We start from the raw sequence: 26,525 nt of genomic DNA, 5'->3' as shown, positions 1-26,525 counted from the left end.
CTCCCCCAACGCGGTTGAAGGGTCAATCATGCCCCGGATCGAGGTGGAAGACGTGCCAGTCGCCGACGACCGTGCGCAGCTCGTAGCGGCGGTCGAGGACGGGCTGGGCGGCCGCCTCGTCGACACCCCAGGTGGCGAGGGTCGCGCCGTCCACCACGACCCAGGTCGGCCGGTCGGGGCCGGCCAGGAGGCGGGCGAGCTGCGTGAGCTGCGGGTCGCGCACCCGGACCGGCAGGCTCCACAGCAGCGGGTACGGGCTGCTCAGGCCGGCGCCCTGCAGGATGGCCGGGTCCCCGAACGCGACCACGCCGGTGTCGCCGGGCTGCTCGTGCCCGGTCAGGTACTGCTCGACCGCGACGTCGCTCGACGACCTGGGGCCGGTCACGGCGAGGGCCACAACGGCCGCGGCGGCTGTGACGCCGGCGTACCCGAGGACGGCGGCGGTCCAGCGCCACCGCTGCGGGCGGTAGCGCACCGTCACGATCACCAGGAGGACCAGGCCGGGCACGGTCGCGAGCAGGTAGTGCAGCCAGTAGCTCCCGCCGGCCAGCACGACCATGACCTCCCACGCCAGCACGGCCCCGGCCAGGAGGCGTACGTCGACCGGCGCGGCCGTGGCCGGACGGTGCCGACGGCGCCCGGGCACGAGCGCCACCAGGAGCAGGCCGGCGGCGCCGCTGACCACGAACGACGTGGCCACGCCGTGCGCACGCTGGTCGGTCGCCTCGGACGCCGAGGAGGAGATCACCTCCGCGGCCTGGCCGCGGAAGGTCACGACGGCGTCCCAGAGGCCGGCCGGGTCGGTGCCGTGGACCGCGGCCCACCAGAGCACCAGGGCCAGGGCGGAGACGGCGCCGGCCGAGAACGCGGCAACGGCGCGCAGGCAGTCCGCGGGCCGCCGCTGCCAGAGCAGCTGCGCCGCGACGACGAGCGCTGCGACGACCACGTCGGCCTCGCTCTGCTTCACGGCCGCGGCGGCGACGGCCAGGACGCCGGCCGGCCACCACCAGCCGCGGACGAGCGCGACCAGTCCGGCGAGCACGAACGGGACGGCGAGCAGCTCGCCGTCGACCTCGGTGGTGCCGAAGAACGGCGTCGCGAGGAACACCGCAGCGGTGGCCGCCGCCGCAACCGGCGCACTCCGCTGTCCCGGTGCGAGCAGGCGGCCGAGCGACGCGGCGAGCAGCACCGACGCCACGGCAGCCACGATCCCGAGGAGGCGCAGCGGCACGGCTCCGCCGGCGAGGTCGGCGATCTGGAAGAGCGTGATCAGCAGCGGCGGCCGGTCCACCCAGTAGTCGCCGTACAGGGAGGAGCCGGGAGCCCACTGCCCGGCGACCATGAGGAAGCCGCCCTCGTCGGGGCTCAGCGGCAGCGTCAGGAACGGCAGCCAGGCCGCGGCCACACCAGCAGCGAGCGCCCCGACGGCGACTGCGCGCCCGGCCCCGAGGTGCGACGACTTCCGTGCGGCGTCCAGCACACGATCGACGCTAGTCGCGGCACCTGAAAGGACGATGAAGCGCGGCTTACGGGAAGGACGGGCAGGACGTGCCGCGGGGGAGCTTGTACGGCGCCGCGATCCGGTACGTCCCCGCCGCGGGCGCGTGCAGCACCAGCCAGTCGTCGCGTGGCCCCGCGGTCCCGTCGTCCGGGTGCTCGGCGTCGAGGTGGGTCAGGCAGGCCGGACCGCCGGCGCCGAGCGCCTGGGCCCCGTCGGTGACGTCCGGGTCCGGAAGCGGGTTCCCGTCGGCGTCGACCAGGCTGAGCCAGGGCGAGTCGGCGATCCGGATCACGATGCGACCGGCCACCGGCGTGGTGATGGTGAGCTCGGCGGCGTCGTACGCGACCACCTTCGCCGGCGGCGAGACCAGGGGCGTGGGGTGCCGGACCTCGTAGAGCGCCCACTGGTCGTCGGACCAGACCCGGTCCAGGTACGGAAGCCCACCGGCGACCAGCCGGGCCTCGTCGGCGGCGGCCGGGTCGGGCTCGGCGGCCGTCGAGAGCACCACGAAGCGGACCGCCCAGCGGCGCAGCCAGCGCTCGTAGGCGTCGGGGCGGAGCTCGTGCTCGCGGTAGAAGACCGGGTTCCGGTCCGCGTCGGCCTGCCGGTTCCAGCCACGGGCGAGCGGGACGTGCGGGGCGATCGCCGCGGCCTCGCGGTGGCTCTTGGTCGGGACCACCTCGACCCGGCCGAGGTCCGCCTGGCGCGCCTCGAGCTGGCGCAGCAGCGGGTCGATGTCAGAGGTGAACGAAGCGGGCGGCGTCGAGCCGACCGCGTCCCGCACGGCGTACGCGACCTGCCAGATGGTCGAGGTGATCAGCCCCATCGCGAGGAGCACGGCAGCGGCGCGGGCGCCGTACCGTCGTCCGATGATCGAGGTCCGCCAAGGACCGATGGCGATGGTCGCGACGAGCACCACGCCGCCGAACAGCAGCCCGAGCCGCGAGACGTTGGTGCCGACCGGCGACGGGATCAACCACGCACCGATCACGGAGAGCACGTAGAGGACGGCGCCGGCCCGCACCAGCCGCCAGCTCCGCGGGGTCAGGATCACCACCGCGACGCCGATCGCGACCGGCAGGATCATGGAGTACCACGCCATCGGCTGCCGGCCCGAGAACGGGAACAGCGCCGCGGACAACGCGACGACGAGGATCGGCGGGATGCCGAGGGCGTACGCCGCGGACCGGCGGTGACGCACCCACAGCGCGACCGCGACGAGTCCGAGGAACGCCCCGGCCACGGGGCTGGACGCGGTCGCGAGCGCGCTGGCCAGCACGGCCAGGACGCCCCGCACGACCTGCTCGACGCGGCTGCCGGACCGCACCGGCCAGGCGAACACGACGCAGAGCGCGGCCAGCGCGAACAGCGTGCCGAGCGCGAAGGTCACGCGGCCCGAGACGGCATTGCCGGCGAGCGCGACCGCGCCGTACAGGGCGACCTGCCAGCGCCCGGGCCCCTCCCGGTGACCGACGGCCAGCCAGGCCAGCAGGCCCGCAGAGAGCGTGCCCGCCAGCATCATCGTCGGGCGTACGCCGATCGCCGCCATGATGTACGGCGACACGACGCTGTACGAGACCGGGTGCATGCCGCCGTACCAGCCGAGGTTGTAGGCGCTGCCCGGATGCAGGCGGGCGAACTCGGCCCACGCGTCCTGCGCCGCGATGTCGCCGCCGGACGTGGCGACGAACTGCCACCAGAGCAGGTGCAGCACCCCCGCCACGAGCACCGCGGCCAGCACCGGTGGTATCGACCTGGCCCGGTCAGGCACCACCATCGCGGGACGGTCGACGAGCGTCATCCCTCGTCCCGGAAGTCCAACCGTGGCCAGTGGACGGTCAGGCGGGCGAGGGTCACCGCGGCGAGGGCGATCACCACCCCGGCCACGTCGTCGATGACGAAGTGCATGCCGAAGTAGATCGTCGCGACCATCACGAGGACGAGGTAGACGGCCATCACGATGCTCAGCAGGCGCATCCGCAGGTACAGCGCGACCAGCAGGATCACGCACGTGAACGCGGTGTGCAGGCTGGCGAACGCCGAGATGCTCGCGAACGCGTCCGGCGAGCCCGGGCTGGCGAGCAGGTGTGCACGGTCGACGAGGTACTCGGCCTGCGACGCGGTGACGCCGGTCGCGCGCAGCTTCACGAACTCTTGGGGCGCCGAGGCGAACGGGCCGAGGCTCGGCACCAGGTAGTACGACGCGACGCCGAGGATCCAGACCCAGACACCGGCGAACAGCATCACGTAGAAGTCCTTGACCCGGGGCAGCAGCGCGACGGAGCCGACGACCGCCGCGACCACGACGTACACGAACGACTCGTAGCAGGACGCGAGCACGCTGGCGGCGCCGCCGGTGCCGAGGAGGGAGTGCAGCAGCTCGGCGGGGCTGTGCCCGAGGAAGAGCGTGCGGTCGAAGTCGAGCAGCTGCCGGTCGCGGTCGGTGTTGAACGCGTCCCAGCTCTTGAGGTTGCGGTAGCAGACGTACACGACGTGGTAGCCGACCAGCCCCGAGACCGCGAGCGCCGTACGCCGCAGGGTCCACCGCTCGCGCAGGGTGCGCAGCGCCCCCGGGAAGAAGCCCCGGGCCGTACGGTCGCGCCACAGCGTGCGGACGACGGCGTCGGCCGCGACCAGCGCGAGCCCGAGGAGGAACGCGCTCTGGAGGCGGCCGCTGAACATCCGGCCGTCCGGGTCGCGCAACGGGATGTCGACCTGCTGGGACCGTGCGAAGGTGATCAGGGCGAAGACCGCCGCGATCGACCACAGCACGACGGTGAGCCGCACGGCATCGCGGCGCGACAGCTCCTCGGACGGGGTACGCCGTACGCCCGTCCGATCCTGCCGCTCCGGGAAGGGGCGGACCTGCTCGTCCGCGCTCATGCCGCCCGACCTGCCATTGCCACGCTGTGACTTTACCGTTACCAACCGGCCGACCCCGCATCAGTGATGGCGGTAGGTTCGAAGCCGTGATCGAGCTGACCCGCGACCAGGAGCTGGCCCTCGCGACCGAGGACGGCGCGCCCGTCACCCGGATCCGGATGGGCCTGGGATGGGACAAGTCCCGGACCGCCGGTGCGGCCGGCAGCGGGCTGCCGGACATCGATCTGGACGCCTCGGCGGTCCAGTTCGCCGGAGACCAGCTGTTCGACCTGGCGTTCTACAACAACCTGACGACGCGGGACGGGTCGGTCGTGCACCTCGGAGACAACCAGACCGGCCGCGGCGAGGGCGACGACGAGGCGATCACCGTCGACCTCGCCCGCGTGCACGGCCCGGTCGACACCGTGTTCTTCATGGTGAGCAGCTACCAGGGCCACACCCTGGAGTGGATCCACCGTGCCTACTGCCGGATCGTGGACGAGGAGCGCGACGTGGAGCTGGCCCGGTTCACGATCACCAACGGGGTGCCGGAGACCGGGCTGGCGATGGCCAAGCTGGTCCGCGACGGGTCCGGCTGGAAGCTCGTCACCATCGGCCGGGGCATCGCGGTCAAGGTCCCCTCCGAGTCGACGGCGAAGCTGCGGCCGTTCCTCTGACCGCTCGCGCGGGGAAGGAACGGGGCGCCCCCACGACGTTGAGTCAGAACTCCCGCTTCGACGTGGGGGTGGGGGTGCATCATGCGGGCGGGGAGGGGTACTTCGGAGGTATGGCGTCCCCGTCCCCCGACCCCATGGCGGACCGGACCAGCTTCGTGCTCGTGGTCGTGGTCATCGGCACGCTGCTCGTGTGGGCGACCACCGCGAACGTCCTGGGCGGCGCGATCGGGTTCACGACCGCCGTGCTGGTCGGAGCCGGGACCGCGTGCTGCGTCTGGCACGACCGGATCAGCTACGACCTGGTCTCCAACGTGGCCCTGGTCGGCATCCCGGTCCTCGTGGTGGGGCTGTCACTGTCCTGACCGGCGCTGCGCCTGGGCGATCGTCTCCTCGACGACCTGGTTGACCCGCGAGCCGCTGGGCCAGCCGGCGTAGTGGCAGAGCAGGATGACGATCTCCCGGAGCTGCTGCTCGTCGAGCTCGCCGGCGGCGTACGCCGCGGGGATCTGGATGGTCAGTACGTCGTGCTGGTTCGACCCGGTGAGCAGCCCGATCAGCAGCAGCCGGCGGTCCCTGTCGGTGAGCCCGGGCCGGTTCCAGATGTCGGCGAAGAGGTGGTCCGCGGTGTACCGGAAGAAGTCGCCGGCGCCGTCGGTCATCTCGAAGCCGTACACCTCCTCCATCCGCTCGAGGCCGCGGCGGCGGACCTCCGGGAGGTCGTCGAACCTGCCCTTCCCTGGATCGCTCACAGTCCCAGTCCCTTCCCGAGGCGCGGCAGTGCCTCGCGTGCCAGAGGTACGTCGACGCCCAGCTCGTCGGCGAGCGCGATCGCGAACGCCAGGTCCTTCTCCCCCAGCGCTTGCACGTGCCCGAACACGTCGTACCAGAAGTCGTCCGGGGCGATCGGCGCCGTGGTGTCGCGGTACATGATCGCGCCGGGGCCGCCGGTGATCGCGTCGGTGTGCCGCACCACCTCGCCCAGCGCCATCAGGTCGAGGCCGGCGGCCTCGGCGAGCCGCTGGGCCTCGGTGACGGCGGTGAACGCGATGAAGTGGATCAGGTTCCGGGCCAGCTTCATCCGGGTGCCGGCGCCGAGCGACCCGGCGTGCACCACCTTCGAGCCCATCGCCTCCAGGGCGGGCCGGGCGGCGGAGAACGCCTCGTCGGACCCGCCCACCATGATCGCCAGCGAGCCGTCGGCGGCACCCATCGGCCCGCCGCTGACCGGGGCGTCGAGCACGGTCAGTCCCTGCGCCTCGAGCTCCGCCGGGGTGCCCGGCCCGACGGTGGAGTGGATGACCAGCACCGTGCCGGGACCGACGGCACCGGCGACCGCGCGGACCTGGTCGTCGTCGCGCACCATGACGCAGATGACGTCGGCGTCGATGTCCTCGACGCTCCAGGCCGCCGTCGCCCCCGCGGCGAGCAGCTCCGCGACCGGCTCCGCCACCACGTCGTACACCGTGAGGTCGATGCCGTCCGCCGCCGCGAGGCGCAGCGCCATCGGCCTCCCGATGTTGCCGAGCCCGACGAACCCGACCCTCATGGCCGGAACGTCTGTCCGCCGTCGACGGCGATGATCTGCCCGGTCACCCACGAGGACTCGTCGGAGAGCAGGAACAGGCAGGCGCCGACCATGTCCTCCGGCTGGCCCATCCGCTTGAGCGCGAGACCCTTCACCAGCTCCTTGGCGGCGTCGCCGGCCTGCGTGCGGGTGGCGGCGGTGTCGGTCGGGCCGGGCGCGATCGCGTTGACACGGATCCGCATCCCACCGAGCTCGTGCGCGAGCTGCTGGGTCAGCCCGTTCACGCCGACCTTGGCGAGGCCGTAGAAGCCGGAGTAGAGGTACGCAGCGGTGCTCGACTGGTTGACGATCGAGCCGCCCCCGCGCTTCTGCAGCTCGGGGTGGACCGCCCGGGTCATCACCAGCGCGCCGTCCATGTTCACCGACATGAACCTGCGGTAGTAGTCCCAGTCGACCGAGATCAGCAGGTCGAACTGCATCTCGCCGTAGATCGCCGCGTTGTTGACCAACCCGTCGATGCCGCCGTAGCGGTCGACGGTCGCCTCGACCAGCGCCGCGGCCGACTCGTGCGAGGACACGTCGGTGCGCACGAACAGGCCGCCGATGTCCCCGGCCACCTGCTCCCCCGCCTCGGCGTTGAGGTCGGCCACGACGACCGACGCGCCCTCGGCCGCCAGCGCACGCGCGTACGCCTCGCCGATGCCCTGCGCCGCGCCCGTGACGACGACGACCTTGTCCTGGAAACGCATCTCGCTCCTCATGCCGGCTCTGCGACGGTCTTGGTCTCCAGGTACTCCTCGAAGCCCGCGACACCCATCTCCCGGCCGATGCCGGACTGCTTGTAGCCACCGAACGGCGCGTCCGGGCTGAACCACACGCCGCCGTTGACCGCGACCGTGCCCGTGCGGATCCGCGCTGCCACCGCCTTCGCCCGCACCAGGTCGCCGGACTCGACCGAGCCGGAGAGGCCGTACGCCGAGTCGTTGGCGATCCGCACCGCGTCGTCGTCGCCGTCGTGCGGGATGACGACCAGCACCGGCCCGAAGATCTCCTCCTGCGCCAGCCGGCTGGAGTTGTCCAGGCCGGCCACGACCGTCGGCTCGATCCAGTAGCCGTCCCGCTCGATCACGTGGCCGCCGGTGGCGAACGTGCCGCCGTCCTCCTCGGCGAGCCGGAGGTACTCCTCGACCCGGTCGCGCTGCGCCCGGGAGATCACCGGGCCGCAGATCGCGGCCGGGTCGGCCGGGTCCTTCGCGCCGATCGACTCCATGGTCGCGGCGGCGACCCGCACGGCCTCGTCGTACCTCTCGCGGGGTACGACGAGGCGCGTGGTGATCGCGCAGCCCTGGCCGGCGTGGATGCACGCCGTGAACGCCGTGGCCCCGGCGGCGGACGCGATGTCGGCGTCGTCGAGCACGATCGCCGCGGACTTGCCGCCGAGCTCGAGGAACACCTTCTTCAGCGTCGGCGCGGCCGCGGCCATGATCGCCCTGCCGGTCGCGGTCGAGCCGGTGAACGAGACCATGTCGACGCGCGGATCGGTGGTGAGCTGCGCGGCGACCTCGTTCGCGCGCGGGGTGACCACGTTGAGCACGCCGGGCGGGATGTCGGTGTGCTCGGCGACCAGCCGGCCGAGCTCGCAGCCGACCCACGGGGTGTCCGGCGCGGGCTTGAGCACGACCGTGCAGCCGGCCGCCAGCGCCGGGCCGACCTTCGCCAGGTTGATCTGGGTCGGCACGTTCCACGGCGTGATCGCCGCGACCACACCCACGGGCTCGCGACGCACCGTCCGCCGCGACGGGATGCCCATCGGCCTCGCGATGCCGAGATCGGTCTCGAACTCGTAGTTCTCCAGCAGGTCCGTGACCCACGTGAGCCCCTCGACGGGCACGTCGAACCCGGCCGCGCCCATCATGAAGCCGGGCATGCCTACTTCGACGGTGGTCAGCTCCTTGAACACGTCCGCCTCCTCGAGCAGGGCGGCGTGCAGCTGGCGCAGGCAGCGCACGCGCAGCCCGACGTCCGTCGACCAGTCGGTCTCGTCGAACGCCCGCCGGGCGGCGGCGATCGCGGCGTCGACGTCGGCCGCCGTGCCGTCCGGCGCCACGCCGATCTCCTGGCCCGTGGCGGGGTTGAGGATCGGGTACGACGTGGCCGCACCCACCAGCTTGCCGTCGATGAGCTGCTGAGCAGCGGGAGGAAGTGTCACTGCGCAGGCTCCTGGGTGAGGTGCTCGCCGCGCTCGACCGGCGGCGGCCACACGGTCGAGGGCAGGTCCTCGGGGCGGTAGTGGCCCGGCACCTCGAGGCCGAAGACCTTCAGCCGCTCCATCAGCGTGTCCGGCGCCTTGCCCGACTTCACGACGCGACCCATGGTGTGGGCCATCGCGCCGAAGTCGAACCAGTCCCGCTGCCAGGCGAACCTCAGCTCGCCGTCGGCCTGCCGCTCGACGCCGAACCAGGAGCCCCCGAGGCCGGGGATCTCGAACTCGCGACCGGTTGCGTCGTCGACGATGCCGGCGCGCTGCTTCCAGAAGCCGACGACCATGCCGTTCTTCTCGTCGATGACCGTCGCCTGGTAGTCGTAGTGCCAGCCGTCGAACCCGTCCATCTCGATGCCGATGGCCCAGTCCCGGATCTGGTCGCGCCCCACCGCCATGAAGTGCTCGTCGGGCGTCAGCATCCAGCCGTACGTCGCGTCCTCGGCGTACCAGTCCGCCATCTGCCGCCAGTCCCCCGACTGCTCGGCCTGCCGGTTGATGTCGAGCCAGGTCTCCCAGAACGCCTCGATCTCGGCGCGGGTCGGTGCAGTCACGTCATTCCTCCTCGAGGGCCAGCGCCATCGCTGGGCAGTACTGGACGGCGGCCTTCACGTCGCGCCGCCGGGACTCGTCGGGGTGCTCGTCGAGCACGACCACCCGATCGGTGGCGTCGTCGAAGCCGAAGACGTCGGGCGCCTCGCCCTGGCACATCTGGTGCGCCTGGCAGAGGCCGAGGTCGGCGCTCACCCGCACCGCGTCCCCCGGTTGTCGAGTAGCGGGCGCCCGCGCGCGTACCGAGACATCATGTCTGCCGCCTCCGGTAGCGGACCCGGCACGGCTGCGCGAGCTGGATCACCATCTTCGAGACGTCGTCGCGGTAGGTCTCCGGGGGCTGCGCCATCTCGAACTCGTAGTCGCGCAGGATCACCGAGAAGATCGCCTTCATCTGCATCATCGCGAACGCATTTCCGACGCAGCGGTGCTTGCCGGCGCCGAACGGGATCCACGTCCAGCGGTTCTGGAGGTCCTCCTGGCGCGGGTCGAGGTACCGGCCGGGGTCGAACAGGTCGGGTTCCGGGAAGTCCTCGGCGATCCGGTTCGACACGCGCGGCGACGCGGCGACGACCGTGCCGGGCTGGACCCGGTGGCCCGCCAGCTCGATCTCCTCCTGCACGACGCGCATCAGGATGATCAGCGGCGGGTGGAGGCGCAGCGTCTCCTTGAGCGCCGCCTCCAGCCGCGGGATGGAGCGCAGCGCCTGGAACGAGACCTCCGATCCGTCCGCGTACAGGTCGTCGAGCTCGGCGACGACGTCCTTCATCACGTCCGGGTTCCGCATCAGCTCGATCAGCGCCCACGACGCCGTGCCGGACGAGGTGTGGTGGCCCGCGAACATCATCGAGATGAAGATGCCGGTGATGTGGTCGGCGGTCATGTCGATGGAGATCAGCACGTCGAGCAGGTCGCGGTCCTCGCGCGCGACCGGTCCCCGCTGCTGGCGGCGCTCGATGATCCCCTGCACCAGGCCGACCAGCTTCTCCCGGGCCGCGTCGCGGATCCGGAACGACTCGATGTCGGCGTACGGGTCGACGTACGCGATCGCGTCGGTGCCCCGCTCGAGCTCGTGGTAGTGCCGGGCGAACGACGAGTCGAGCTCCTCGCGGAACGGCTTCCCGATCAGGCAGGCGGAGGTCGTGTAGATCGTCAGCTCGGCGAACCAGTCGAGCAGGTCGATCTCGCCCTCGTCGCCCCAGTCCGCGACCATCCGGCGGATCTCGGCCTCGATCGTCGAGGCGTGCCCGCGCATCAGGTCGCCGCGCAGCGCCTGGTTCTTCAGCATCTGCTGGCGCTCCTCCGGCGAGGCGTCGAAGACCACGCCCTTGCCGAAGATCGGCGTCATGAAGGGGTACGCCGCCGCTTGGTCGAGCGTCGACTCCGGAGCCCGGAAGAACTGCTCCTGGGCGTCGGCGCCGTAGACGAGGACGACGTCCTTGCCGGCCAGCCGGAAGCGGCCGATGTCGCCGCACTCGTCGTACACCCGCTGGAAGAGGCCGATCGGGTCGACGCGCATCTCGGCGAGGTGGCCCCAGTCGTGCGCGGGGTCCTCGTCCGGGACGGCATAGGAGACTTCGCGGATCTGCTCGGTCATCGGTCCTCCAGGGGGGCCTCGGGGTTCACCTCGATGAGGCTGAGGTGCACGCCACGCGGCGCGCTGACGACGGTGGTGATCGCATCGGCGATCGCCGCGGGCTTGAGGAAGTGGGGGTGCCGGGCCTGCCCGAACCGCACCCACTGGTTGAGCACGAACGCCGCCTCGTCCACGTCCCAGTCGGAGCCCATCTCGCTCCACGTCGGGCCGGGTCGGACGATCGACGCGCGGACGCCGGTGCCCTCGAGCTCCATCTGCATCGCGTGCGCCAGGCCCTCGAGCCCCCACTTGCCGGCGGCGTACGACGACATGAAGGGCCGCGCCCGCACGGCGACGTCGGAGGAGATGAAGACGACGTCGCCGCGGCGGCGCTCGACCAGGCCGGGGACGAAGGCTCGGACCAGTCGGTGGGCGCCGACGATGTTGAGGTCCAGCTCCCGCGCGAACCGCTCGCTGTCGACCTCGTGGACGGTGCCGGGCGCGACCGCGCCGGCGTTCGAGACCACGACCTCGATCTCGCCCAGGTCGGCGACGACCTTCTCGGCGAACGTCCCCACCGAGGTCTCGTCGGTGAGGTCGAGCGCGTGCACGACGGCCTCGCCTCCGGCCTCGCGGACCTGCGCCGCGACGTCCTCGCAGCGGTCGGTACGCCGGGCGCCGAGCGCGACCGGGAAGCCGGCCGCCGCGAGAGCGAGCGCGGTCGCGGCGCCGATCCCCGAGGAGGCGCCGGTGACGACCGCCGGCCGGCGGGAGGGCTGCTCGTACCTGCTCATCGCGGCACCACCGTCATGGGCGCGACCGCGAACCCGCGGACGTTGACCGAGTGCACGCGGCGACAGGCTTCGTGGTCGACCTCGATGGATCCGGCTCGCTCGACGAGCGCGGTCAGGGCCACCCGGGCCTCGAGACGGGCGAGGTTGGCGCCCAGGCAGAAGTGCCGGCCGCTGCCGAAGGAGAGGATCCTGGCCAGCTCGTCCGCGTCGCGGGTGATGTCGTACTCGTCCGGTCGGCCGAACACCGCCTCGTCGCGGTTGGCCGAGCCCAGGCAGAGCAGCAGCTTGGCGCCCTGCGGCGCGACCCGGCCGTGGAGCTCGACGTCCCGGAGCAGGTAGCGGGCGAGGAGCTGGCTGGAGGTGTCGTACCGCAGCGTCTCCTCCACCCAGGGCGCCACCAGGTCGGTGTCCCCCGCGCCGCCGAAGACCAGGTCGTGCTGGTCAGGGTGCCGGGTGAGGTGGAAGGCCGCGTGGCCCAGCAGCTTCGTCGTCGTCTCGTTGCCGGCGACGACCATGAGGAACAGGAAGGCGATCACGTCGTCGTCGGTCAGCCGCTCACCGTCGATCTCCGCCTCGATGAGGGCACTGGTCAGGTCGTCGGTGGGCTTGCGCCGCCGCTCGGCGACCATGTCCAGGTAGTAACCGACCAGCCAGAGCGAGGCCTCGGCGCCGGCCGGCGGCACGTCGTACACCCCGTCCTCGCGGTGCACGACGACGTCGGCCTGGCGACGGACCTCGGCGCGGTCCTCCTCCGGGACGCCCATCATCTCGGAGATGACGTCCATGGGGAGCCGCCCTGCGAAGTCGGCGATCCAGTCGAAGCTGCCCATCTCGAGGCACTCGCCGAGGTAGCGGTCGGTGAGCTCCTGGATGCGTGGGAGGAGGTCGTGGACGCGTCGGGGGGTGAAGCCGCGCGACACCAGCGAGCGCAGGCGCTTCTGGCGAGGCGGGTCCATCCCGAGGATCGACATCACCTTGTGGGCTTCCGGACCCCAGGCACTCCGCTCGATCGCGACACCGTAGGAGTTGGAGTAGGTGCCCTCCGTGCGGAGCGCCTCCGCGATGTCCGCGTGCCGGGTCAGCGCCCACAGGTCCAGGACCGGGTTGTGGTGCAGCGGCTCGTTCGCGCGCAGCCAGGCGTAGACCGGATAGGGGTCGTCCTGGAACCCGTAGTCGTACGGGTCGAGGACCGGGCTGTCCTGCACCACGCTCATGCGTTGCCCCTCATGATCACTCCGACGACGGCGTCCAGCCGCTCGCCCATCTCCGTGTAGGACATCAGCCCCATGCCCGCCTGCAGCAGCGCGCCGGAGAACGCCAGGCCGAGCGCCTCGACCAGTGCCTCGACCATGGCCGGGTCGCCGTCGCCGACGGCCGTGCGGAACCGCCGGACCAGCTCGGCGCCGATCCGCAGCCGCAGCTCGTCCACCTCGGGGTCGGTGCCGAGGAGCGCGGGCGTCACGGCCGCGGCCAGCTCGGGCGCGGAGGCCAGCCGGTGCGAGAGGTTCCTCGTCACGGAGCGGACCCGCTCGACCGGCTCAACCCCCTCCGGCGCGCGGTCGGAGTCCTCGACGAGGAAGCGCCAGAACAGCTCGGCGTACAGCCGGTTCTTGGACGCCAGGTAGGTGTACGCCGTCGCCGACGAGACGCCCGCGCGCTGGGCCACCGTCCGGATCGTCAGGGCCTCCGGGCCGACGGCGCGCAGCTCCTCACGGCCGGCGGCGAGCAGGTGCTCGGCGGTGGAACTGGACACCTGTCCAAACTAGAACGTGTTGCGCTTTCCTGCAATCCCCCACCCGGTGCACACTTTCTGCCATCCTGCGACACAACCCGGACCCGTCCGTCCCCCGTCGAGGAGGCTGTTCATGCTCAAGCGGCACACCCTGGTGGCAGCGACCACCCTGCTCACCGCCCTGGTCCTCGCGGGCTGCGGCAGCTCCGACGGCGGCGGCGCCGACGCGGACGCTCCGGCGGCCGGCAGCGGCCTCTGCGGCGAGGGCACCCCGGACGGCCTGCTCAAGGAGGTCTGCGACAAGGGCACGATCACGGTGTCGACGGACCCGGCGTACCCGCCGCAGTCCTCGCTGGACCCGAAGACGAACACCTACGTCGGCTTCGACATCGACGTGGCGACCGAGATCGCTCACCGGCTGGGCGTGAAGATCGGCTGGGAGACACCCTCGTGGGACGTCATCACCGCGGGCGGCTGGAACGACCGCTGGCAGATGAGCGTCGGCTCGATGACCCCGACGAACGCCCGCCAGAAGGTCCTCGACTTCACCCAGCCGTACTACTACACGCCGGCCGTGGTGGCCGTGAACACCGACAACACCACGATCTCGGACGTCTCCACGGACCTGGACGGCAAGAAGATCGGCGTCTGCTCCGGCTGCACGTACGAGGCCTTCCTCGACAAGACCCTGGCGATCAACGGCTTCACCTTCGACTTCGTCATCGACGACGCCGACATCCACGGCTACGACACCGACACGACCGCCCTGCAGGACCTGGCGCTCGGTGACGGCACCCGCCTGGACGCGGTGATCACCTCGCTCACCACGGCGCAGGGCTACGCCGACGCCGGCAACCCGGTCAAGATCGTGGGCGACCCGGTGTTCTACGAGCCGCTCGCGGTCGCCATCGACAAGTCCGCGGAGCAGGACCCGACGAGCCTGGCCGAGGCGATCGACAAGATCGTCGGCGAGATGCACGACGACGGCACCCTGACCGAGCTCTCCAAGAAGTGGTACGACGGCGTCGACCTCTCCGTGTCGCAGCAGTGACCGATCCCGCCGCCCCCGCAGAGTCGCGGATCGAGCGGCTCGCGCTCGCCAGTGCGCGCGTCCCGTTCCGGCTGAAGGTGGCCGCCGTCTGGGTGGTCATCTTCGTGCTGCTCGCGCTGTTCGTGCTCGCTGCCGGCTTCGATCGTGACTGGATCCGCGACAACATCCGGTACATCGCGGGCGGCCTGCGCTACACGCTCATCATGGCGGTCGGCGGCATCGGCATCGCGATCGTGCTGGCCACGTTCGGGGCGCTCGCCCGGCTGTCGCGGAACCCGATCGCGTACGGCGTGGCGGGGTTCTACGTCTCGTTCTTCCGGGGCACGCCGCTGATCGTGCAGATGTTCCTGATCTACCTCGCGCTACCGCCGGTCGGCCGCAACCTGGCCGATCGCTACACCTGGCTGCCCCCGGACTTCGACTCCGTGTTCGTGCTGTCCGCGGCGATGGCCGGCACGTTGGCCCTCGGCCTCAACTACGGCGCGTACATGACCGAGATCTTCCGGGCCGGCATCCAGGCGGTCGCGCTCGGCCAGTCCGAGGCGGCCGACGCGCTCGGCATGACGCACGCCCAGAAGATGCGCAAGGTGATCCTGCCGCAGGCGTTCCGCGTGATCATCCCCCCGACCGGCAACGAGTTCATCGCGATGATGAAGGACACGGCCCTGGTCTCGTTCCTCGGTGTGACGATCGCCAGCGCGGAGATCTTCCGGCGGGCCCAGCTGCTCGGGAAGGCCGACTTCAAGAACCTCGAGGCCTACCTGGCAGCGGCGATCATCTACTGGGCACTCACGGGCATCTTCTCGTTCTTCCAGCGCCGCCTGGAGTCCCGGCTGGCGCGCGGCTACGTGCGCACGCCGATGAAGGCGATCCCCGTCCAGCCGCACGGCGGCGGAGGAGGAGTCGTATGACCGACCCGATCGTCCGCATCGAAGGGCTGCACAAGCGCTTCGGCCACCTCGAGGTCGTCCGGGGCGTGGACCTGGAGGTCCAGCGCGGCGAGGTCGTGGTCATCTTCGGCCGGTCCGGGTCGGGCAAGTCCACGCTGCTGCGCTGCGTGAACATGATCGAGGACCCGACCGAGGGCACGATCGAGGTGTCCGGGGTCCGTCTCTCCGGCGGCCACCGGACCCGTCGCAAGCGCCGGCAGATCCGGCAGCTGCGGCTGAAGACCGGGATGGTGTTCCAGCAGTTCAACCTGTTCCCGAACATGACGGTCCTCGACAACGTGATGTGCGGGCCGGTGAGCGCCGGGCACGGCAAGGACGCGGTGATCAAGCAGCGGGCCCTGGAGCTGCTCGACCGGGTCGGCCTGGCCGACAAGGCGGGCGAGCACCCGATCCGGCTGTCGGGCGGGCAGCAGCAGCGGGTCGCGATCGCCCGGGCGCTCGCGATGCAGCCGGACGTGATGCTCTTCGACGAGCCGACGTCCTCGCTCGACCCGGAGCTGACCGGCGAGGTGCTGGCGGTGATGACCTCGCTGGCCACCGACCTGCACATGACGATGATGGTCGTGACCCACGAGATGGGCTTCGCCCGCGAGGTCGCGGACCGGATGTGCTTCTTCCACGAGGGCCGGATCCTCGAGGAGGGGCCGCCGTCGCAGATCGTCTCGACGCCGACCTGCCCGGAGACGAAGACGTTCCTGGACGCCGTGCTCTGACCTCTGAATATGCTGGCCCACCGGGCCCAGGGAGGGAACCCATGATCAGGACGACGCCGTTCCATGCGCGGCTCAGCGAGCTCAACGACCAACAGCTCTACACGCACTGGCAGGGCACGCTCTCGCCGATGCGCTACAGCCACGCGCCGAAGCACGAGTACTTCGCGGTCCGCAACAGCGTGGGCGTCTTCGACACCTCGCCGCTGTACAAGTACGCCGTGACCGGTCCGGACGCGGAGCGGCTGCTCTCGGGTGCGCTGGTCCGCGACATCCGGACCTGCCGGCCGGGGCAGGCGCAGTACACCGCCTGGTGCGATGACCGCGGCTTCGTCATGCACGACGGCGTGGCGTTCCGGCACTCGACGGACGACTTCCTGCTCACGGCCGGCCGACCCGCGCTCTCGTGGTTCCAGGAGCTCGCGGCCGGTCTCCGCGTCGAGCTCGAGGACGTCACCGACGACTACGGGATGCTCGCCGTGCAGGGGCCGCGCTCGCGCGCCGTACTGGCCGAGCTGATGCCCGAGGCGGAGAAGCTCGGCTACTTCGATCACGTGCCAGCGAAGGTCGCGGATGCCGGTGTCACGCTCTCGCGCACCGGCTACACCGGCGACCTCGGCTTCGAGATCACCGTCCCCGCCGACGACGCGCTCGCCGTGCTGGACGCGGTGCTGGAGGCCGGCCGGCCGCACAGCATCCGACCGTTCGGCGAGGAGGCGCTGATGACGCTGCGCATCGAGGCCGGGCTGCCTCTCGTGGACGTCGAGTGGCACGACGCGCGGCTCGCCTTCAGCGACGCCGACTGCGTGACCCCCAAGGAGCTCGGCTTCGGGTGGATGCTCCGCGGAGTCCGCGACGGCTCCCGCCGGTTCGTCGGGTCGGACGCGATCCGCCGCGAGCTCGTCGACGGCACCTCGCGCTGGGCGACGACCGGCATCGTCGTCGACCCCGAGGACTGGGACCGGCTGTACCGGGAGGCGGACCTGTTCCCGCCGAAGTCCGAGCACCCGTGGCCGTACGAGTCCATGGTCCTCGACGAGGACCGGGTGGAGGTCGGCTACTGCACGAGCTTCGTCTACTCCCCCGTGCTCCAGCGCCACATCGGGATCGCCCGGGTCCGGCCCGACCTCGCCGCCGCCGGCACCGCCCTGCGGCTCGAGCTCGCCATCAACCACCACAACACCACGGTGCGGGTCACGACGACCTCGATGTCGTTCTTCGACCCCGAGAGGAAGAAGGCATGAGCCACGAGTACGACGCGATCGTCGTCGGCGGAGGCCACAACGGGCTCACCCACCGCGGCGTACCTCGCCAAGGCGGGGCTGCGCACGCTGGTGCTCGAGAAGAACGACCTCGTGGGCGGTGCGGCCATCACCGAGGAGCTGCTGCCGGGGTTCAACTTCACGACGTTCTCGTACGCGCTGAGCCTGCTCCGCCCGGAGATCATCCACGAGCTCAACCTGGTCGAGCACGGGTTCCTCCCGCTGATGATGCCGTCGTCGTTCCACCCGACCGGCGACGGCGACTACCTGCTCTTCGGCGACGACCACGCCCAGAACCTCCAGGAGGTACGCCGGCACTCGCCGCGCGACGCGGACGCCTACGAGCGCTACCACCGCGACCTGGACCGGGTCTGCCAGGCGATCCGGCCGCTCTTCGACAACGCACCGCCGAACGTCTTCGGCAACGACCCCGACGACGCGGCCGACGTGAAGTGGCTGATGGACCACCTCGGCGGCATCGACCGCAAGACGATGCACGACGTCGTGCGGCTGCTGACCGGCAGCGCCAAGGACTGGCTCGACGACTACTTCGAGCACGAGGCGATCAAGGGCTACCACGCCTCCTCGTCGATCATCGGCTCGAAGGTCGGCCCGATGTCGCCGGGCTCCGGCCTGGTGCTGCTGTTCCACAAGATGGGCGAGCACGACGGCCACCTCGGCTCGTGGGCGTTCCACAAGGGTGGCAACGGCGGCTTCACGCAGGTGCTGGCCCGCGCGGCGCAGGCGTACGGCGCCGAGATCCGGCTGGGCGCGCCCGTGACGTCCGTGCTCACCGACGGCGGCCGCGCCGTCGGCGTCGCGCTCGAGGACGGCACCGAGTTCCGCGCTCAGGTCGTCGTGTCCGCGCTCGACCCCCGGCGTACCTTCCTGGAGCTCGTCGAGCCCCGCGAGCTGCCGCTCGACCTCGTCGACAACATCCGCCGGATGAAGTTCCGCGGGGTGTCGGCGAAGGTGAACTTCGCCCTCGACGGGCTGCCGGTCTTCCCGGCCCTGCCGGACACGGTCGACCACTACGGCGGGTTCCTGAACATCGGCCCGACGATCGAGTACGTCGAGCGGGCCTTCGACGCCGCGAAGTACGGCTGGTACAGCGAGCAGCCGTTCATCGACGCCGCGATCCAGTCCGTCGTCGACCCGGACATGGCGCCGCCGGGCAAGCACGTGATGTCCTGCTTCGTCCAGTACGCGCCGTACGAGCTGCGCGGCAGCGACTGGGAGACCGAGCGGCAGGCCTTCGGCGACAAGGCACAGGCCGTGCTCGAGTCGCACTTCCCCGGCTTCGGTGACCTGGTGCTGCACCGGGAGGTCGTGACGCCGGTCGACATCGAGACCCGCACCGGCCTGACCGAGGGCAACATCTTCGCCGGCGAGTTCCTCGCCCCGCAGATGTACTTCTTCCGGCCGGCACCCGGCTGGAGCCAGTACGCCACGCCGATCGAGGGCTACTACCAGTGCGGCTCCGGCACCCACCCGGGCGGCTGCGTCATCGGCTCGCCCGGCAGGCTCGCGAGCGCGCGCGTCCTGAAGGACCTCAAGCGGTGACCAACCACGAGGCCCGACCGATCCGGGTGGCCCTGTCCAACGACTACGAGATCGCGCTGCTGGGGATCGCGCAGATGCTCGCGCGGCACCCCAGCCAGGTCCAGGTCGTCGACCTGACCACGAACACCGAGATGCAGCACCGCCCCGACGTGATCCTGTTCGACACGTTCGGCCGGCTGCCCGACGACGACCGCAAGCTGCGCGCCGTCATCGACCAGAACCCCGCGAAGGTGGTCGTCTACAGCTGGGACGACTACCCCGAGGAGGCGGCCCGCCGGGCCGGTGCGGCGGGGTATGTCAGCAAGCGGCTGAGCGCGAACGAGCTGGTCGCCGCCATCGCCGCGATCCACGACCGGACGACGGTGGAATCCGTCGAGCCGGACGGCGAACCCGTCATCACCTGGCCGGGGCAGGTGATCGGGCTCTCGCAGCGAGAGTCGGAGATGCTGGGCTTCATCACGCGCGGCCTCACGAACGCCGAGATCGCCCGCCGGGCCTACCTCAGCATCAACACCGTGAAGACCTACATCCGCACCGCCTACGCCAAGATCGGCGCGCGCAACCGCGCGGAGGCGGTCGCGTGGGGGATCCGCAACGGCTTCGAGTCCACGGACGACACGGGCATCTGAGGCGGTGTCCGTGGCTTTCTGGCCGCGGGTGGTGGCGACCGAAAGGCAGCAAACGGAACGGCGGGCGGGTGGTCGTCGCCGGTTCCCGGCTTGCGGATCCGAGGGCCGCACTGCGTGTGGAAACGCGCTCGGAATCGTAACCTGTTCGTGACCCAGAACCCTGTGGAACAACGGGTTCTGGGCCTCTCGATGTCGGTGGCCGGTGCTTGAGTAGCACCATGACAGCGATGGCCACACCCAGGCACCGGGTCTCGGTCGCGGTCGCGCAGATGCGCGACCTGGCCGGCTCGGTGACCGATGCGTCGGTGTGGTCCATGGACGCCGCCGAGACCACCGCGACCCTCGTGGAGATCACCCGGCTGAAGGCGCAGGTCGCCGAGCTCGAGGCCCGGGTCGCCGAGCACGCCGACGACGAGACCGTCGACGCCTGGGCGCACCGGACCCGGCAGACCAAGCCCGCGGTGCTGGGCCAGGTCAAGCTCGGCCAGGCCCTGGTCACCCGGGGCCATGTCCGCGACGCGCTGGCGGCCGGTGACCTGGTGGTCGAGCAGGCGCGGGTGATCGTCACCGCGCTGGACCAGTTGCCCGGCGACCTCGACACCGCCCTGGTCGACCGGGCGGAGCGGCACCTGGTCGCCGCCGGACGCGAGCACACCGCCCCGACCCTGCGGATCCTGGGCAAGCGACTGATGGACGTGGTCGCCCCCGACCTGGCCGACGCCTACGAGGCCCGCCAGCTCGCCCGCGAAGAAGCCGACGCGCTACTGGCCACCACGTTCACGATGGTCGACGACGGCCACGGCAAGTGCCTCGGGAAGTTCACCGTCCCGTCCTTGCACGGTGCCGCGCTGAAGAAGATGCTGCTCGCGATCGCCGCGCCCAAGCACCGCACCGCCACCGACGGCCCCGCCGCCCCCGGCGCCGGGGTGGTGCCCCGGCCCGGCCGGGAACGCCTGGGGCGGGCGTTCTGCGAGCTGATCGAGCGCTACCCCGCCCACCTCCTCCCCCAGACCGGCGGGGTGTCCGCGACGATCGTGGTGACGATGACCCTGGAGGCCCTCGAGGGCCGGCTCAAGCAGGCCGCCCTGCTGGACACCGGGGAGAAGATCACCGCGGAGACGGCCCGCCGGCTGGCCTGCGAGGCCGGGATCATCCCCGCCGTGCTCGGCGGCAACTCCGAGGTCCTCGACCTCGGCCGGACCCGCCGGTTCCACACCAAGGCCCAACGGACCGCGATCGGGATCCGGGACCAGGGCTGCACCGAACCCGGGTGCGATTGGCCGCCGGCGATGTGTCACGTCCATCACGACATCCCGTGGAGCCGCGGCGGACCCACCGACGTGCAACACGGCAGGCTCCTCTGCCCGAAACACCACACCAGATTCCACCGACGAACCTAGGCCGACGCTGACGAGGCCGCGCTCGGTCACGATTGCGCATCCATCGGCGAACGGTTCCGCACCAGTTCCCCGCCGGGACGTGTGCTGCCTACGTCTGGCGGATAAGAAGAAAGGGTCGCCCCGCCTCGACTGACCGCCGGCTGCTGTGGGACGGGCGACGCCGAACGTGCACGGTGGTCGCAGGACGAGGGCCGGTGCCGTGTGCACCGCGCCCTGGTCGGTGCCTGCGCGCGCGCAGGCCGTACGAGCGTGACCTTCTTCCAGGAGTTGGCCCATGAGTCTTCGCAAGCGCATGGTCGCGGTAGGTGCCGCGGCCGCCCTCGCAGCCGGCCTCGCCGCATGTGGCGGCGGTGGCTCCAGCGGCAACAACGGTTCCCCCCAGTCCGACAAGTCCGGCGGGGACCTCCTCTACTACATCTACACGCCGATCGAGCACCTCGATCCCCAGCGCGTGTACGTCGGTCGCGACATCTCCAACCTGACCCGGACCGTCTACCGCTCGCTCGTGGCGTTCCCCGTCTCCGAGGACCCGGACGTGGCCAACAAGCCGGTCCCCGACCTCGCAACCGACACCGGCACGTCCACCGCGGGCGGCAAGGTCTGGTCGTTCACGGTCAAGGACGGGGTGACGTGGGAGGACGGGCAGCCCATCACCTGCGAGGACTTCAAGTACGGCGCCTCCCGGGTGTTCGCGACCGACGTGATCACCGGTGGCCCCAACTACCTGCTCAGCTACCTGGACATCCCGACCGACCCGAAGACCGGGCTGCCGGCGTACGACGGTCCCTACAAGAAGGACGGCCAGCAGTACTTCGACAAGGCCGTCACGTGCGACGGCAACACCATCACCTACCACTTCAACAAGCCGTGGCCGGACTTCCCGCTGGCGATCGCTGGCCTGCACATGATGGACCCGTACCGGCAGGACAAGGACCAGGGCGAGCGCTCGAACTACCAGATCTTCTCCAACGGCCCGTACAAGCTCGAGGGCACCTGGAGCAAGAACAAGGGCGGCACGCTGGTACGCAACACCAACTACGACCCGTCCACGGACACGCCGGACCTGCGCAAGGCCCTGCCGGACTCGATCGAGTTCCAGGTCGGTCTGACGGCGGAGAACCAGTACGACCGGCTGATCGCCGACACCGACCCCAATGCGGTCACGGGAACGTCCGCGCCACCGGCGTACTACAGCCAGATCGAGGGCGCGGTCGCAGACCGCTCGGTGCTGGTCGACTCGCCGTACGTCTACTACCTGGTGCCGTACTTCCGCAGCGCCGAGATGAAGAACCTCAAGGTGCGTCAGGCGCTCGCGCTCGCGACGAACGCCGACGCGTACAACGTGGCACTCGGGGGCGACAAGGCCGGCAAGGTGGCCGAGTCGGTCGTGAACCCCTCCGTGGTCGGCTACCAGGCGAACCCCGCTTTCGACGGGTCGAACTCGGGTGACACCGCGGCCGCGAAGAAGCTGCTCGAGCAGGCCGGCGTCCCGATGCCGGTGCCGATCAAGTTCACCTATCCCTCCAGCGAGACCGCCGACAAGTGGGCGGCCGCGCTGAAGGACACGTGGGACCAGGCCGGCTTCGACACGACGCTCGACGGCCTCGGTGACACCTATTACGACGTCATCCAGAAGCCCGACAAGGACTCCGACGTGATGTGGGGCGGCTGGGGCGCCGACTGGCCCTCGGCGATCACGGTGACGCCTCCCCTGTTCGACAGCCGCCCGAACCTGACATCGGCCTCCGACGGACAGGACTACGGCGCCTACGACAGCCCGGCGTTCAACAAGCTGGTCGACGAGGCCCAGCACGCGGCCGACCTGGACACGCAGACCGCCGCCCTGCAGAAGGCCGACATCCAGCTCGGCAAGGACGTCGCCTACATCCCGCTCAGCGTCGCGCGGTTCTACATGCTGCACGGCTCCAAGGTGACGAACTTCGTCGCCACCCCGGCGTCGAACGGCTATCCCGACCTCGGCGCCATCGGCGTCCAGAGCTGACCGCCCCCGACGGACAGCTGCCTCCGGTCCCCCCGGGTCGTCGCCTCCCGACCGTGATCGGGAGGCGGCGACCTGTGCGGGCGATCGCGTCGCCAGAGGCTGCGCGGGTCGCGGTCGCCCGGTCATCGGCGCCACCGCAGCGACTGGACGAGGACGCCGGCCACGACCAGGGCGCAGCCGAGCACCTGGAGCACCGTCGGCACCTGGTCCAGCAGGACGACCGACAGCAGCAGCGCTCCTACCGGCGTGAGCAGCAGCAGGGCCGCCGCGTGGGCCGTCGTGAGCCGGGGAGAGCCCACGGCGACCAGCGCCCAACCCGGCGCCTGGCCGACGGCGGCCACCAGCACCAGCCAACCGAACGCCGTCCACCCCGGGCTCAGGGTCAAGCCACCCGCGAGCGCCCCGACGGCCGCGGACACCACGGCAGCCGTGACCAGGGTGTCCCGGTAGCTGCGCAGCGCGGTCTGGTTCCCCAGTCGGCGCAGCAGGAACAGGAATCCCGAGTACGCGCCCGCGGCCAGCAGTGCGTGGAGTGTCCCGATGCCCGCCTGTGAGCCGGCACTCGCACCTCCGGCCAGGCCGCCCGCCAGCACCACCCCGCACGCCATCACCGGAAGTGCGACGAGGTACCGACCCGGCGGTCGCTCCCGGTCGACGGCCCACGCCAGGCCGGGCACGATGACGATCTGGGCGTTGACCAGGACCGTCGACAGTCCCGCGCCGAGCTCCGCGATCGACTGCGCCCACCAGATCATGTCTCCGGCGAAGAGGGCCCCGCACAGCGAAGCCAGCGCGATCCGTCGGCCAGGTGAGCGAGCCGCGTCCGCCGTGCGTGGCTCCCAGCGTGCCGCCAGCGCGACGAACGGCGCCGCCAGCAGGCAGCGCCAGACCGACGACGTGGCCGACGACGCACCCGAGAGATCGATGAAGATCGCCGTCGTCGACACGGCCAAGGCGCCGACGGCGACGGCAACCGCCGCCGACCGGTTCGACCGCCGGAGGTGGCGCAGCGGGCCGGCGTACTCGAGACCAGGTCGAGCCGTGCCGGGAGAGCTGGCCATCTAACGACTGAAACCGCTTTGACCCGTTACTGTCAAGGTGTGGAAACGGCACCGGTGCTCGGCTTCGCCGACGGCGGCTCGCTGCAGGCGACCGCCAACCACCCGGCACTCGAGCTGCTCAACACCGTGGCCTGGCGCCTCGACCGCGACCGGACGGTCGACCGTATCGAGGAGGCGTCCGAGCTGGTGCGGTGGGCGGCCTTCGTCGGCATCCTCGACCCGGGGCAGCGGGAATGGTTCACCGCCGAGGCGCACCAGGACCGCGCGGGCGCCCGCGAGGTGGTCACCCGCTGCCGGGACCTGCGCGATGCTCTGTACGCCGTCGTACAGCCGCTGGCGACGGACGGACGATCCGACCCGGCGCCGCGAGCCCGCCTGGTGGCCCGCCTCCTGCGGGACCTCGGCCACAGCGAGATCGTGACCGTGATGCCGTTGCGATGGGACAGCCGCCCGCGAGGACTGCGCGACCTGCCGGAGGCGCTCGGCATCCACGCCTGGGACCTGCTCGCCCACGAGGACCCCACCCGGCTCCGGCAGTGCCGGGACGACGCCTGCGGCTGGCTCTTCCTCGACCGCTCGAGGAACGGGTCGCGGAGGTGGTGCAGCTCTGCCGACTGCGGCAACAGGAGCCGCGCCCGGCGACACCGGTCCAGGACCAGCGCGACGACCGCGCCCCGGACCCCGAGCTGAAGAACCAAGCCACGTACCGCACAGGAGGCTCGAATCCGCCGAACCTTGCGGTCAGGGCCGGTGGGGTGGTGGGGCGTCGTCGCCCGCGGTGGCCTCGAACGTGCCGTCGATGACCTGTTGGGCCAGGAGGCGCACCTTGATGTTGCGGGTCTGGGAGTTCCGGGTCAGGAACGCGAACGCCTGGTGGCGGTCGATGCGGTAGCGCTCCATCAGGATCCCGATGGCGGTGCCGATGTCGGTGCGGGTGTGGAGCGCCTCGCTCAGCTGCTCCACCTGGGAGGCGTAGCCGAGCAGCGCGCCGGCCTGGGTGGCGAAGAGCTCGGCGATCTGGACGGTGTCACGGTCGAAGGCCCCGGCGTGCCTGGCGTACAGGTTGAGGGCTGCCGTCTCTCCGTCGTGGAGCAGCTGGATGGCTGCCTGCGCACCGATGCCCAGGTCCACCGCCCTGGGGCCGTAGCGCGGGAACTCGCTGGTGGCGGCCATGTCGTTGACCAGCACGAACCGGTCGTCGGTGACCGCGGCGTAACAGGGACCTTCGTGAAGGTCGTACTGCACGTGGTCGGCCTTCTCGGCCACGGGGTCAGTGGCACTCAGGGTGCGCAGTGGTTCGTTCCCGCTGCGCACCGTGACGCTCACGAAGTCGGCGCCCGGAATGTTACGGGCAGCCGACTGGGCCAGGGACTCCAGCGCGACATGGCGTGCGGGCGGCACTGGTCCGTCCCGCCGGACGTCGCTGGCGCGACCCCGTGTCTCCCTTGTGCCGTCCATGACATCCCTCCCCGGATCGCATGTTGCCGAGCTCCCCGCCTGGTCAGCCCACCGAGCTCAGAGCGTGGTGCGGTGCTGTCGGATGATCCGCTGCGCGATGTGGAGGATCGTCTGTTCGTCGTCCAGGGCTGCTCGTCGCAGCAGGCCGGCGGCCTGCTCAGCGCTCACCGTCTGGCTTGCCATGAGCAGCCCCGTGGCAACGCTGATGTCGGCCTGGTCGTCGGCGTCCCGCTGGGCTTGCTCCACAACGCCGCGGGCAGCCGCGAACTCCGGAGAGCGGCTCACAGCGATCGTGACCTGCGTGGCCAGCACAGCAGCCACGGCCTCCGCCGTCTCGTCGAAGACGCCACTGCGACTGTAGAGGTTGAGCGTGGCGACGGGCTCCTCGCCCCAGATCGCCGGGGTCGACAGGACACTGGTGACGCCCAGCTTGCGCGCGGCGACGGCGAAGTGCGGCAGCACCTCCTCCAGGCCCACCAGGTCCAGCCGCAGCCCTTCCATGGTTCGGAAGGTCTTCAGGCAGGGTCCGTCATGGAGGTCGTACTGCACCATGTCGAGCTCGAGAGCCACCCGTGCAGTCGCCGACGCCGTCGTCGGACGACCGTTGACCGCCAGCGCGACGCTGGCCGCGTCGCAGCGGGGCACCGAGGTGGTGGCCAGTTCGGCGATGTCGGCCAGCACGCCCCCCAGGGTGCCCCGGGTCTGGATCACCTCGGCGAGCTCACCCAATGAGGAGAGAAGATCATCACTGATCGCCGGACGGCTCCCACGCTGATCAGCGCACATGTGCGTCTCCTCAATCCCCGGGTCGTGACGACATCCGCTGTTGCTCAGGGGACCCGAGCGAGCCCTGTCAGGATACTGGACCGCTCCTGCTCGAGGCAGAGACCGGGACGCCGCCGATCGGGTACCCGGTCGTCGAGATGTCCATGCCGCTCGAGGCCATCTTCCCAGGCATGC

General features: G+C 71.1%; 26 protein-coding genes and 1 pseudogene. 11 read left to right on the top strand and 16 right to left on the bottom strand.

The genetic code is table 11. The annotated features are described in order from the left end of the window. Positions 1–22: 22 nt before the first annotated feature. Genes ACVW2K_RS11105 through ACVW2K_RS11095 form a run of 3 tightly spaced genes read right to left on the bottom strand, consistent with a single transcriptional unit; the run spans position 23 to position 4,384 of the window. Positions 23–1,480 (bottom strand): hypothetical protein, encoded by a 1,458-nt coding sequence (locus tag ACVW2K_RS11105; protein ID WP_457202552.1) that lies wholly within the window; start codon positions 1,478–1,480, stop codon positions 23–25. 46 nt (positions 1,481–1,526) lie between these two features. Continuing rightward, positions 1,527–3,302 carry an MFS transporter gene (locus ACVW2K_RS11100; RefSeq protein ID WP_197025286.1) on the bottom strand — a complete coding sequence of 592 codons (1,776 nt, stop codon included), beginning with the start codon at positions 3,300–3,302 and terminating at the stop codon, positions 1,527–1,529. After that, the gene (locus ACVW2K_RS11095; RefSeq protein ID WP_457202551.1) at positions 3,299–4,384 is read right to left on the bottom strand and encodes a phosphatase PAP2 family protein; all 1,086 of its coding nucleotides are present in this window, start codon (positions 4,382–4,384) and stop codon (positions 3,299–3,301) included. The genes ACVW2K_RS11100 and ACVW2K_RS11095 overlap by 4 nt, the downstream gene beginning before the upstream one ends. An 86-nt stretch (positions 4,385–4,470) precedes the next feature. On the opposite strand from ACVW2K_RS11095, the gene ACVW2K_RS11090 reads away from it, so the two are divergent. Both ACVW2K_RS11090 and ACVW2K_RS11085 read left to right on the top strand, forming a co-directional pair. After that, positions 4,471–5,040 (top strand): TerD family protein, encoded by a 570-nt coding sequence (locus ACVW2K_RS11090; protein ID WP_457202550.1) that lies wholly within the window; start codon positions 4,471–4,473, stop codon positions 5,038–5,040. Positions 5,041–5,150: 110 nt separating this feature from the next. Continuing rightward, entirely contained in the window at positions 5,151–5,402 is a 252-nt protein-coding gene (locus ACVW2K_RS11085) for a hypothetical protein (RefSeq protein ID WP_155992021.1), read from the top strand. Here the strand turns inward: ACVW2K_RS11085 and ACVW2K_RS11080 are convergent. Genes ACVW2K_RS11080 through ACVW2K_RS11035 form a run of 10 tightly spaced genes read right to left on the bottom strand, consistent with a single transcriptional unit; the run spans position 5,391 to position 13,500 of the window. Next, positions 5,391–5,789: a carboxymuconolactone decarboxylase family protein gene (locus tag ACVW2K_RS11080; protein ID WP_457202549.1), complete on the bottom strand. Its 399-nt coding sequence runs from the start codon at positions 5,787–5,789 to the stop codon at positions 5,391–5,393. The two genes, ACVW2K_RS11085 and ACVW2K_RS11080, sit on opposite strands and share 12 nt — an antisense overlap. Further along, positions 5,786–6,586 carry an NAD(P)-dependent oxidoreductase gene (locus ACVW2K_RS11075; RefSeq protein WP_457202548.1) on the bottom strand — a complete coding sequence of 267 codons (801 nt, stop codon included), beginning with the start codon at positions 6,584–6,586 and terminating at the stop codon, positions 5,786–5,788. Before ACVW2K_RS11075 ends, ACVW2K_RS11080 begins: the two co-directional genes overlap by 4 nt. Further along, positions 6,583–7,314, bottom strand: coding sequence for an SDR family oxidoreductase (locus ACVW2K_RS11070; RefSeq protein WP_457202547.1), 732 nt, complete (start codon positions 7,312–7,314; stop codon positions 6,583–6,585). The genes ACVW2K_RS11075 and ACVW2K_RS11070 overlap by 4 nt, the downstream gene beginning before the upstream one ends. A gap of 8 nt (positions 7,315–7,322) precedes the next feature. Beyond that, positions 7,323–8,774 carry an aldehyde dehydrogenase gene (locus ACVW2K_RS11065; RefSeq protein WP_457202546.1) on the bottom strand — a complete coding sequence of 484 codons (1,452 nt, stop codon included), beginning with the start codon at positions 8,772–8,774 and terminating at the stop codon, positions 7,323–7,325. Beyond that, positions 8,771–9,379, bottom strand: coding sequence for a hypothetical protein (locus ACVW2K_RS11060; protein WP_457202545.1), 609 nt, complete (start codon positions 9,377–9,379; stop codon positions 8,771–8,773). The genes ACVW2K_RS11065 and ACVW2K_RS11060 overlap by 4 nt, the downstream gene beginning before the upstream one ends. Position 9,380: 1 nt before the next feature. After that, the gene (locus tag ACVW2K_RS11055) at positions 9,381–9,578 is read right to left on the bottom strand and encodes a ferredoxin (protein WP_457202544.1); all 198 of its coding nucleotides are present in this window, start codon (positions 9,576–9,578) and stop codon (positions 9,381–9,383) included. 49 nt (positions 9,579–9,627) lie between these two features. Continuing rightward, positions 9,628–10,974: a cytochrome P450 gene (locus tag ACVW2K_RS11050; RefSeq protein ID WP_457202543.1), complete on the bottom strand. Its 1,347-nt coding sequence runs from the start codon at positions 10,972–10,974 to the stop codon at positions 9,628–9,630. Then, positions 10,971–11,747, bottom strand: coding sequence for an SDR family oxidoreductase (locus tag ACVW2K_RS11045; RefSeq protein WP_457202542.1), 777 nt, complete (start codon positions 11,745–11,747; stop codon positions 10,971–10,973). Before ACVW2K_RS11045 ends, ACVW2K_RS11050 begins: the two co-directional genes overlap by 4 nt. Continuing rightward, on the bottom strand, positions 11,744–12,961 hold the full coding sequence (locus ACVW2K_RS11040; RefSeq protein ID WP_457202541.1) for a cytochrome P450: 1,218 nt from the start codon (positions 12,959–12,961) through the stop codon (positions 11,744–11,746). The genes ACVW2K_RS11045 and ACVW2K_RS11040 overlap by 4 nt, the downstream gene beginning before the upstream one ends. Continuing rightward, positions 12,958–13,500 carry a TetR/AcrR family transcriptional regulator gene (locus ACVW2K_RS11035; RefSeq protein ID WP_051549062.1) on the bottom strand — a complete coding sequence of 181 codons (543 nt, stop codon included), beginning with the start codon at positions 13,498–13,500 and terminating at the stop codon, positions 12,958–12,960. Before ACVW2K_RS11035 ends, ACVW2K_RS11040 begins: the two co-directional genes overlap by 4 nt. A gap of 112 nt (positions 13,501–13,612) precedes the next feature. Between ACVW2K_RS11035 and ACVW2K_RS11030 the strand changes: the two genes are divergently transcribed. The 8 genes and pseudogenes from ACVW2K_RS11030 to ACVW2K_RS10995 all read left to right on the top strand — a co-directional run bounded on the left by ACVW2K_RS11030 (position 13,613) and on the right by ACVW2K_RS10995 (position 23,046). Beyond that, a complete protein-coding gene (locus ACVW2K_RS11030; protein ID WP_457202540.1) occupies positions 13,613–14,530 on the top strand; it encodes a transporter substrate-binding domain-containing protein in 918 nt (305 codons plus the stop codon). Beyond that, entirely contained in the window at positions 14,527–15,441 is a 915-nt protein-coding gene (locus ACVW2K_RS11025) for an amino acid ABC transporter permease (protein ID WP_051549065.1), read from the top strand. The genes ACVW2K_RS11030 and ACVW2K_RS11025 overlap by 4 nt, the downstream gene beginning before the upstream one ends. An 8-nt stretch (positions 15,442–15,449) precedes the next feature. Continuing rightward, complete coding sequence (locus ACVW2K_RS11020; protein WP_457204059.1) at positions 15,450–16,193, top strand: amino acid ABC transporter ATP-binding protein; 744 nt, start codon at positions 15,450–15,452, stop codon at positions 16,191–16,193. Positions 16,194–16,234: 41 nt separating this feature from the next. Continuing rightward, positions 16,235–17,434, top strand: a complete 1,200-nt coding sequence (locus ACVW2K_RS11015; RefSeq protein WP_457202539.1) for an aminomethyltransferase family protein — start codon at positions 16,235–16,237, stop codon at positions 17,432–17,434. 51 nt (positions 17,435–17,485) lie between these two features. Next, positions 17,486–19,015: pseudogene (locus ACVW2K_RS11010) on the top strand (phytoene desaturase family protein); the annotation flags it as partial. Next, positions 19,012–19,644 carry a response regulator transcription factor gene (locus ACVW2K_RS11005; RefSeq protein ID WP_457202538.1) on the top strand — a complete coding sequence of 211 codons (633 nt, stop codon included), beginning with the start codon at positions 19,012–19,014 and terminating at the stop codon, positions 19,642–19,644. The pseudogene ACVW2K_RS11010 and the gene ACVW2K_RS11005, both read left to right, overlap by 4 nt. A 227-nt stretch (positions 19,645–19,871) precedes the next feature. Further along, positions 19,872–21,044 carry a DUF222 domain-containing protein gene (locus tag ACVW2K_RS11000; protein ID WP_457202537.1) on the top strand — a complete coding sequence of 391 codons (1,173 nt, stop codon included), beginning with the start codon at positions 19,872–19,874 and terminating at the stop codon, positions 21,042–21,044. Positions 21,045–21,318: 274 nt separating this feature from the next. Then, positions 21,319–23,046 carry an ABC transporter substrate-binding protein gene (locus ACVW2K_RS10995; RefSeq protein WP_028637045.1) on the top strand — a complete coding sequence of 576 codons (1,728 nt, stop codon included), beginning with the start codon at positions 21,319–21,321 and terminating at the stop codon, positions 23,044–23,046. 122 nt (positions 23,047–23,168) lie between these two features. Here the strand turns inward: ACVW2K_RS10995 and ACVW2K_RS10990 are convergent, their stop codons facing one another. Next, positions 23,169–24,107, bottom strand: coding sequence for a DMT family transporter (locus ACVW2K_RS10990; protein ID WP_457202536.1), 939 nt, complete (start codon positions 24,105–24,107; stop codon positions 23,169–23,171). A gap of 39 nt (positions 24,108–24,146) precedes the next feature. Between ACVW2K_RS10990 and ACVW2K_RS10985 the strand changes: the two genes are divergently transcribed. Next, on the top strand, positions 24,147–24,797 hold the full coding sequence (locus ACVW2K_RS10985) for a CGNR zinc finger domain-containing protein (RefSeq protein WP_457202535.1): 651 nt from the start codon (positions 24,147–24,149) through the stop codon (positions 24,795–24,797). A gap of 51 nt (positions 24,798–24,848) precedes the next feature. Here ACVW2K_RS10985 and ACVW2K_RS10980 read toward each other — a convergent pair whose 3' ends face one another. After that, the gene (locus ACVW2K_RS10980; protein ID WP_081790380.1) at positions 24,849–25,565 is read right to left on the bottom strand and encodes a GAF and ANTAR domain-containing protein; all 717 of its coding nucleotides are present in this window, start codon (positions 25,563–25,565) and stop codon (positions 24,849–24,851) included. 57 nt (positions 25,566–25,622) lie between these two features. Further along, entirely contained in the window at positions 25,623–26,351 is a 729-nt protein-coding gene (locus tag ACVW2K_RS10975) for an ANTAR domain-containing protein (RefSeq protein ID WP_028637047.1), read from the bottom strand. Positions 26,352–26,525 lie beyond the last annotated feature (174 nt).

The organism is Nocardioides sp. HB32 (assembly GCF_054058995.1).
This window is presented reverse-complemented; position numbering and strand designations above follow the sequence as displayed.

Excerpts from the sequence above, each read along its gene's own strand:
- ACVW2K_RS11100 (WP_197025286.1), bottom strand. The coding sequence starts at position 3,302 with ATGACGCTCGTCGACCGTCCCGCGATGGTGGTGCCTGACCGGGCCAGG.
- ACVW2K_RS11095 (WP_457202551.1), bottom strand. The coding sequence starts at position 4,384 with ATGAGCGCGGACGAGCAGGTCCGCCCCTTCCCGGAGCGGCAGGATCGG.
- ACVW2K_RS11085 (WP_155992021.1), top strand. The coding sequence starts at position 5,151 with ATGGCGTCCCCGTCCCCCGACCCCATGGCGGACCGGACCAGCTTCGTG.
- ACVW2K_RS11075 (WP_457202548.1), bottom strand. The coding sequence starts at position 6,586 with ATGAGGGTCGGGTTCGTCGGGCTCGGCAACATCGGGAGGCCGATGGCG.
- ACVW2K_RS11070 (WP_457202547.1), bottom strand. The coding sequence starts at position 7,314 with ATGCGTTTCCAGGACAAGGTCGTCGTCGTCACGGGCGCGGCGCAGGGC.
- ACVW2K_RS11050 (WP_457202543.1), bottom strand. The coding sequence starts at position 10,974 with ATGACCGAGCAGATCCGCGAAGTCTCCTATGCCGTCCCGGACGAGGAC.
- ACVW2K_RS11045 (WP_457202542.1), bottom strand. The coding sequence starts at position 11,747 with ATGAGCAGGTACGAGCAGCCCTCCCGCCGGCCGGCGGTCGTCACCGGC.
- ACVW2K_RS11040 (WP_457202541.1), bottom strand. The coding sequence starts at position 12,961 with ATGAGCGTGGTGCAGGACAGCCCGGTCCTCGACCCGTACGACTACGGG.
- ACVW2K_RS11030 (WP_457202540.1), top strand. The coding sequence starts at position 13,613 with ATGCTCAAGCGGCACACCCTGGTGGCAGCGACCACCCTGCTCACCGCC.
- ACVW2K_RS11015 (WP_457202539.1), top strand. The coding sequence starts at position 16,235 with ATGATCAGGACGACGCCGTTCCATGCGCGGCTCAGCGAGCTCAACGAC.
- ACVW2K_RS11000 (WP_457202537.1), top strand. The coding sequence starts at position 19,872 with ATGGCCACACCCAGGCACCGGGTCTCGGTCGCGGTCGCGCAGATGCGC.
- ACVW2K_RS10995 (WP_028637045.1), top strand. The coding sequence starts at position 21,319 with ATGAGTCTTCGCAAGCGCATGGTCGCGGTAGGTGCCGCGGCCGCCCTC.
- ACVW2K_RS10990 (WP_457202536.1), bottom strand. The coding sequence starts at position 24,107 with ATGGCCAGCTCTCCCGGCACGGCTCGACCTGGTCTCGAGTACGCCGGC.
- ACVW2K_RS10980 (WP_081790380.1), bottom strand. The coding sequence starts at position 25,565 with ATGGACGGCACAAGGGAGACACGGGGTCGCGCCAGCGACGTCCGGCGG.
- ACVW2K_RS10975 (WP_028637047.1), bottom strand. The coding sequence starts at position 26,351 with ATGTGCGCTGATCAGCGTGGGAGCCGTCCGGCGATCAGTGATGATCTT.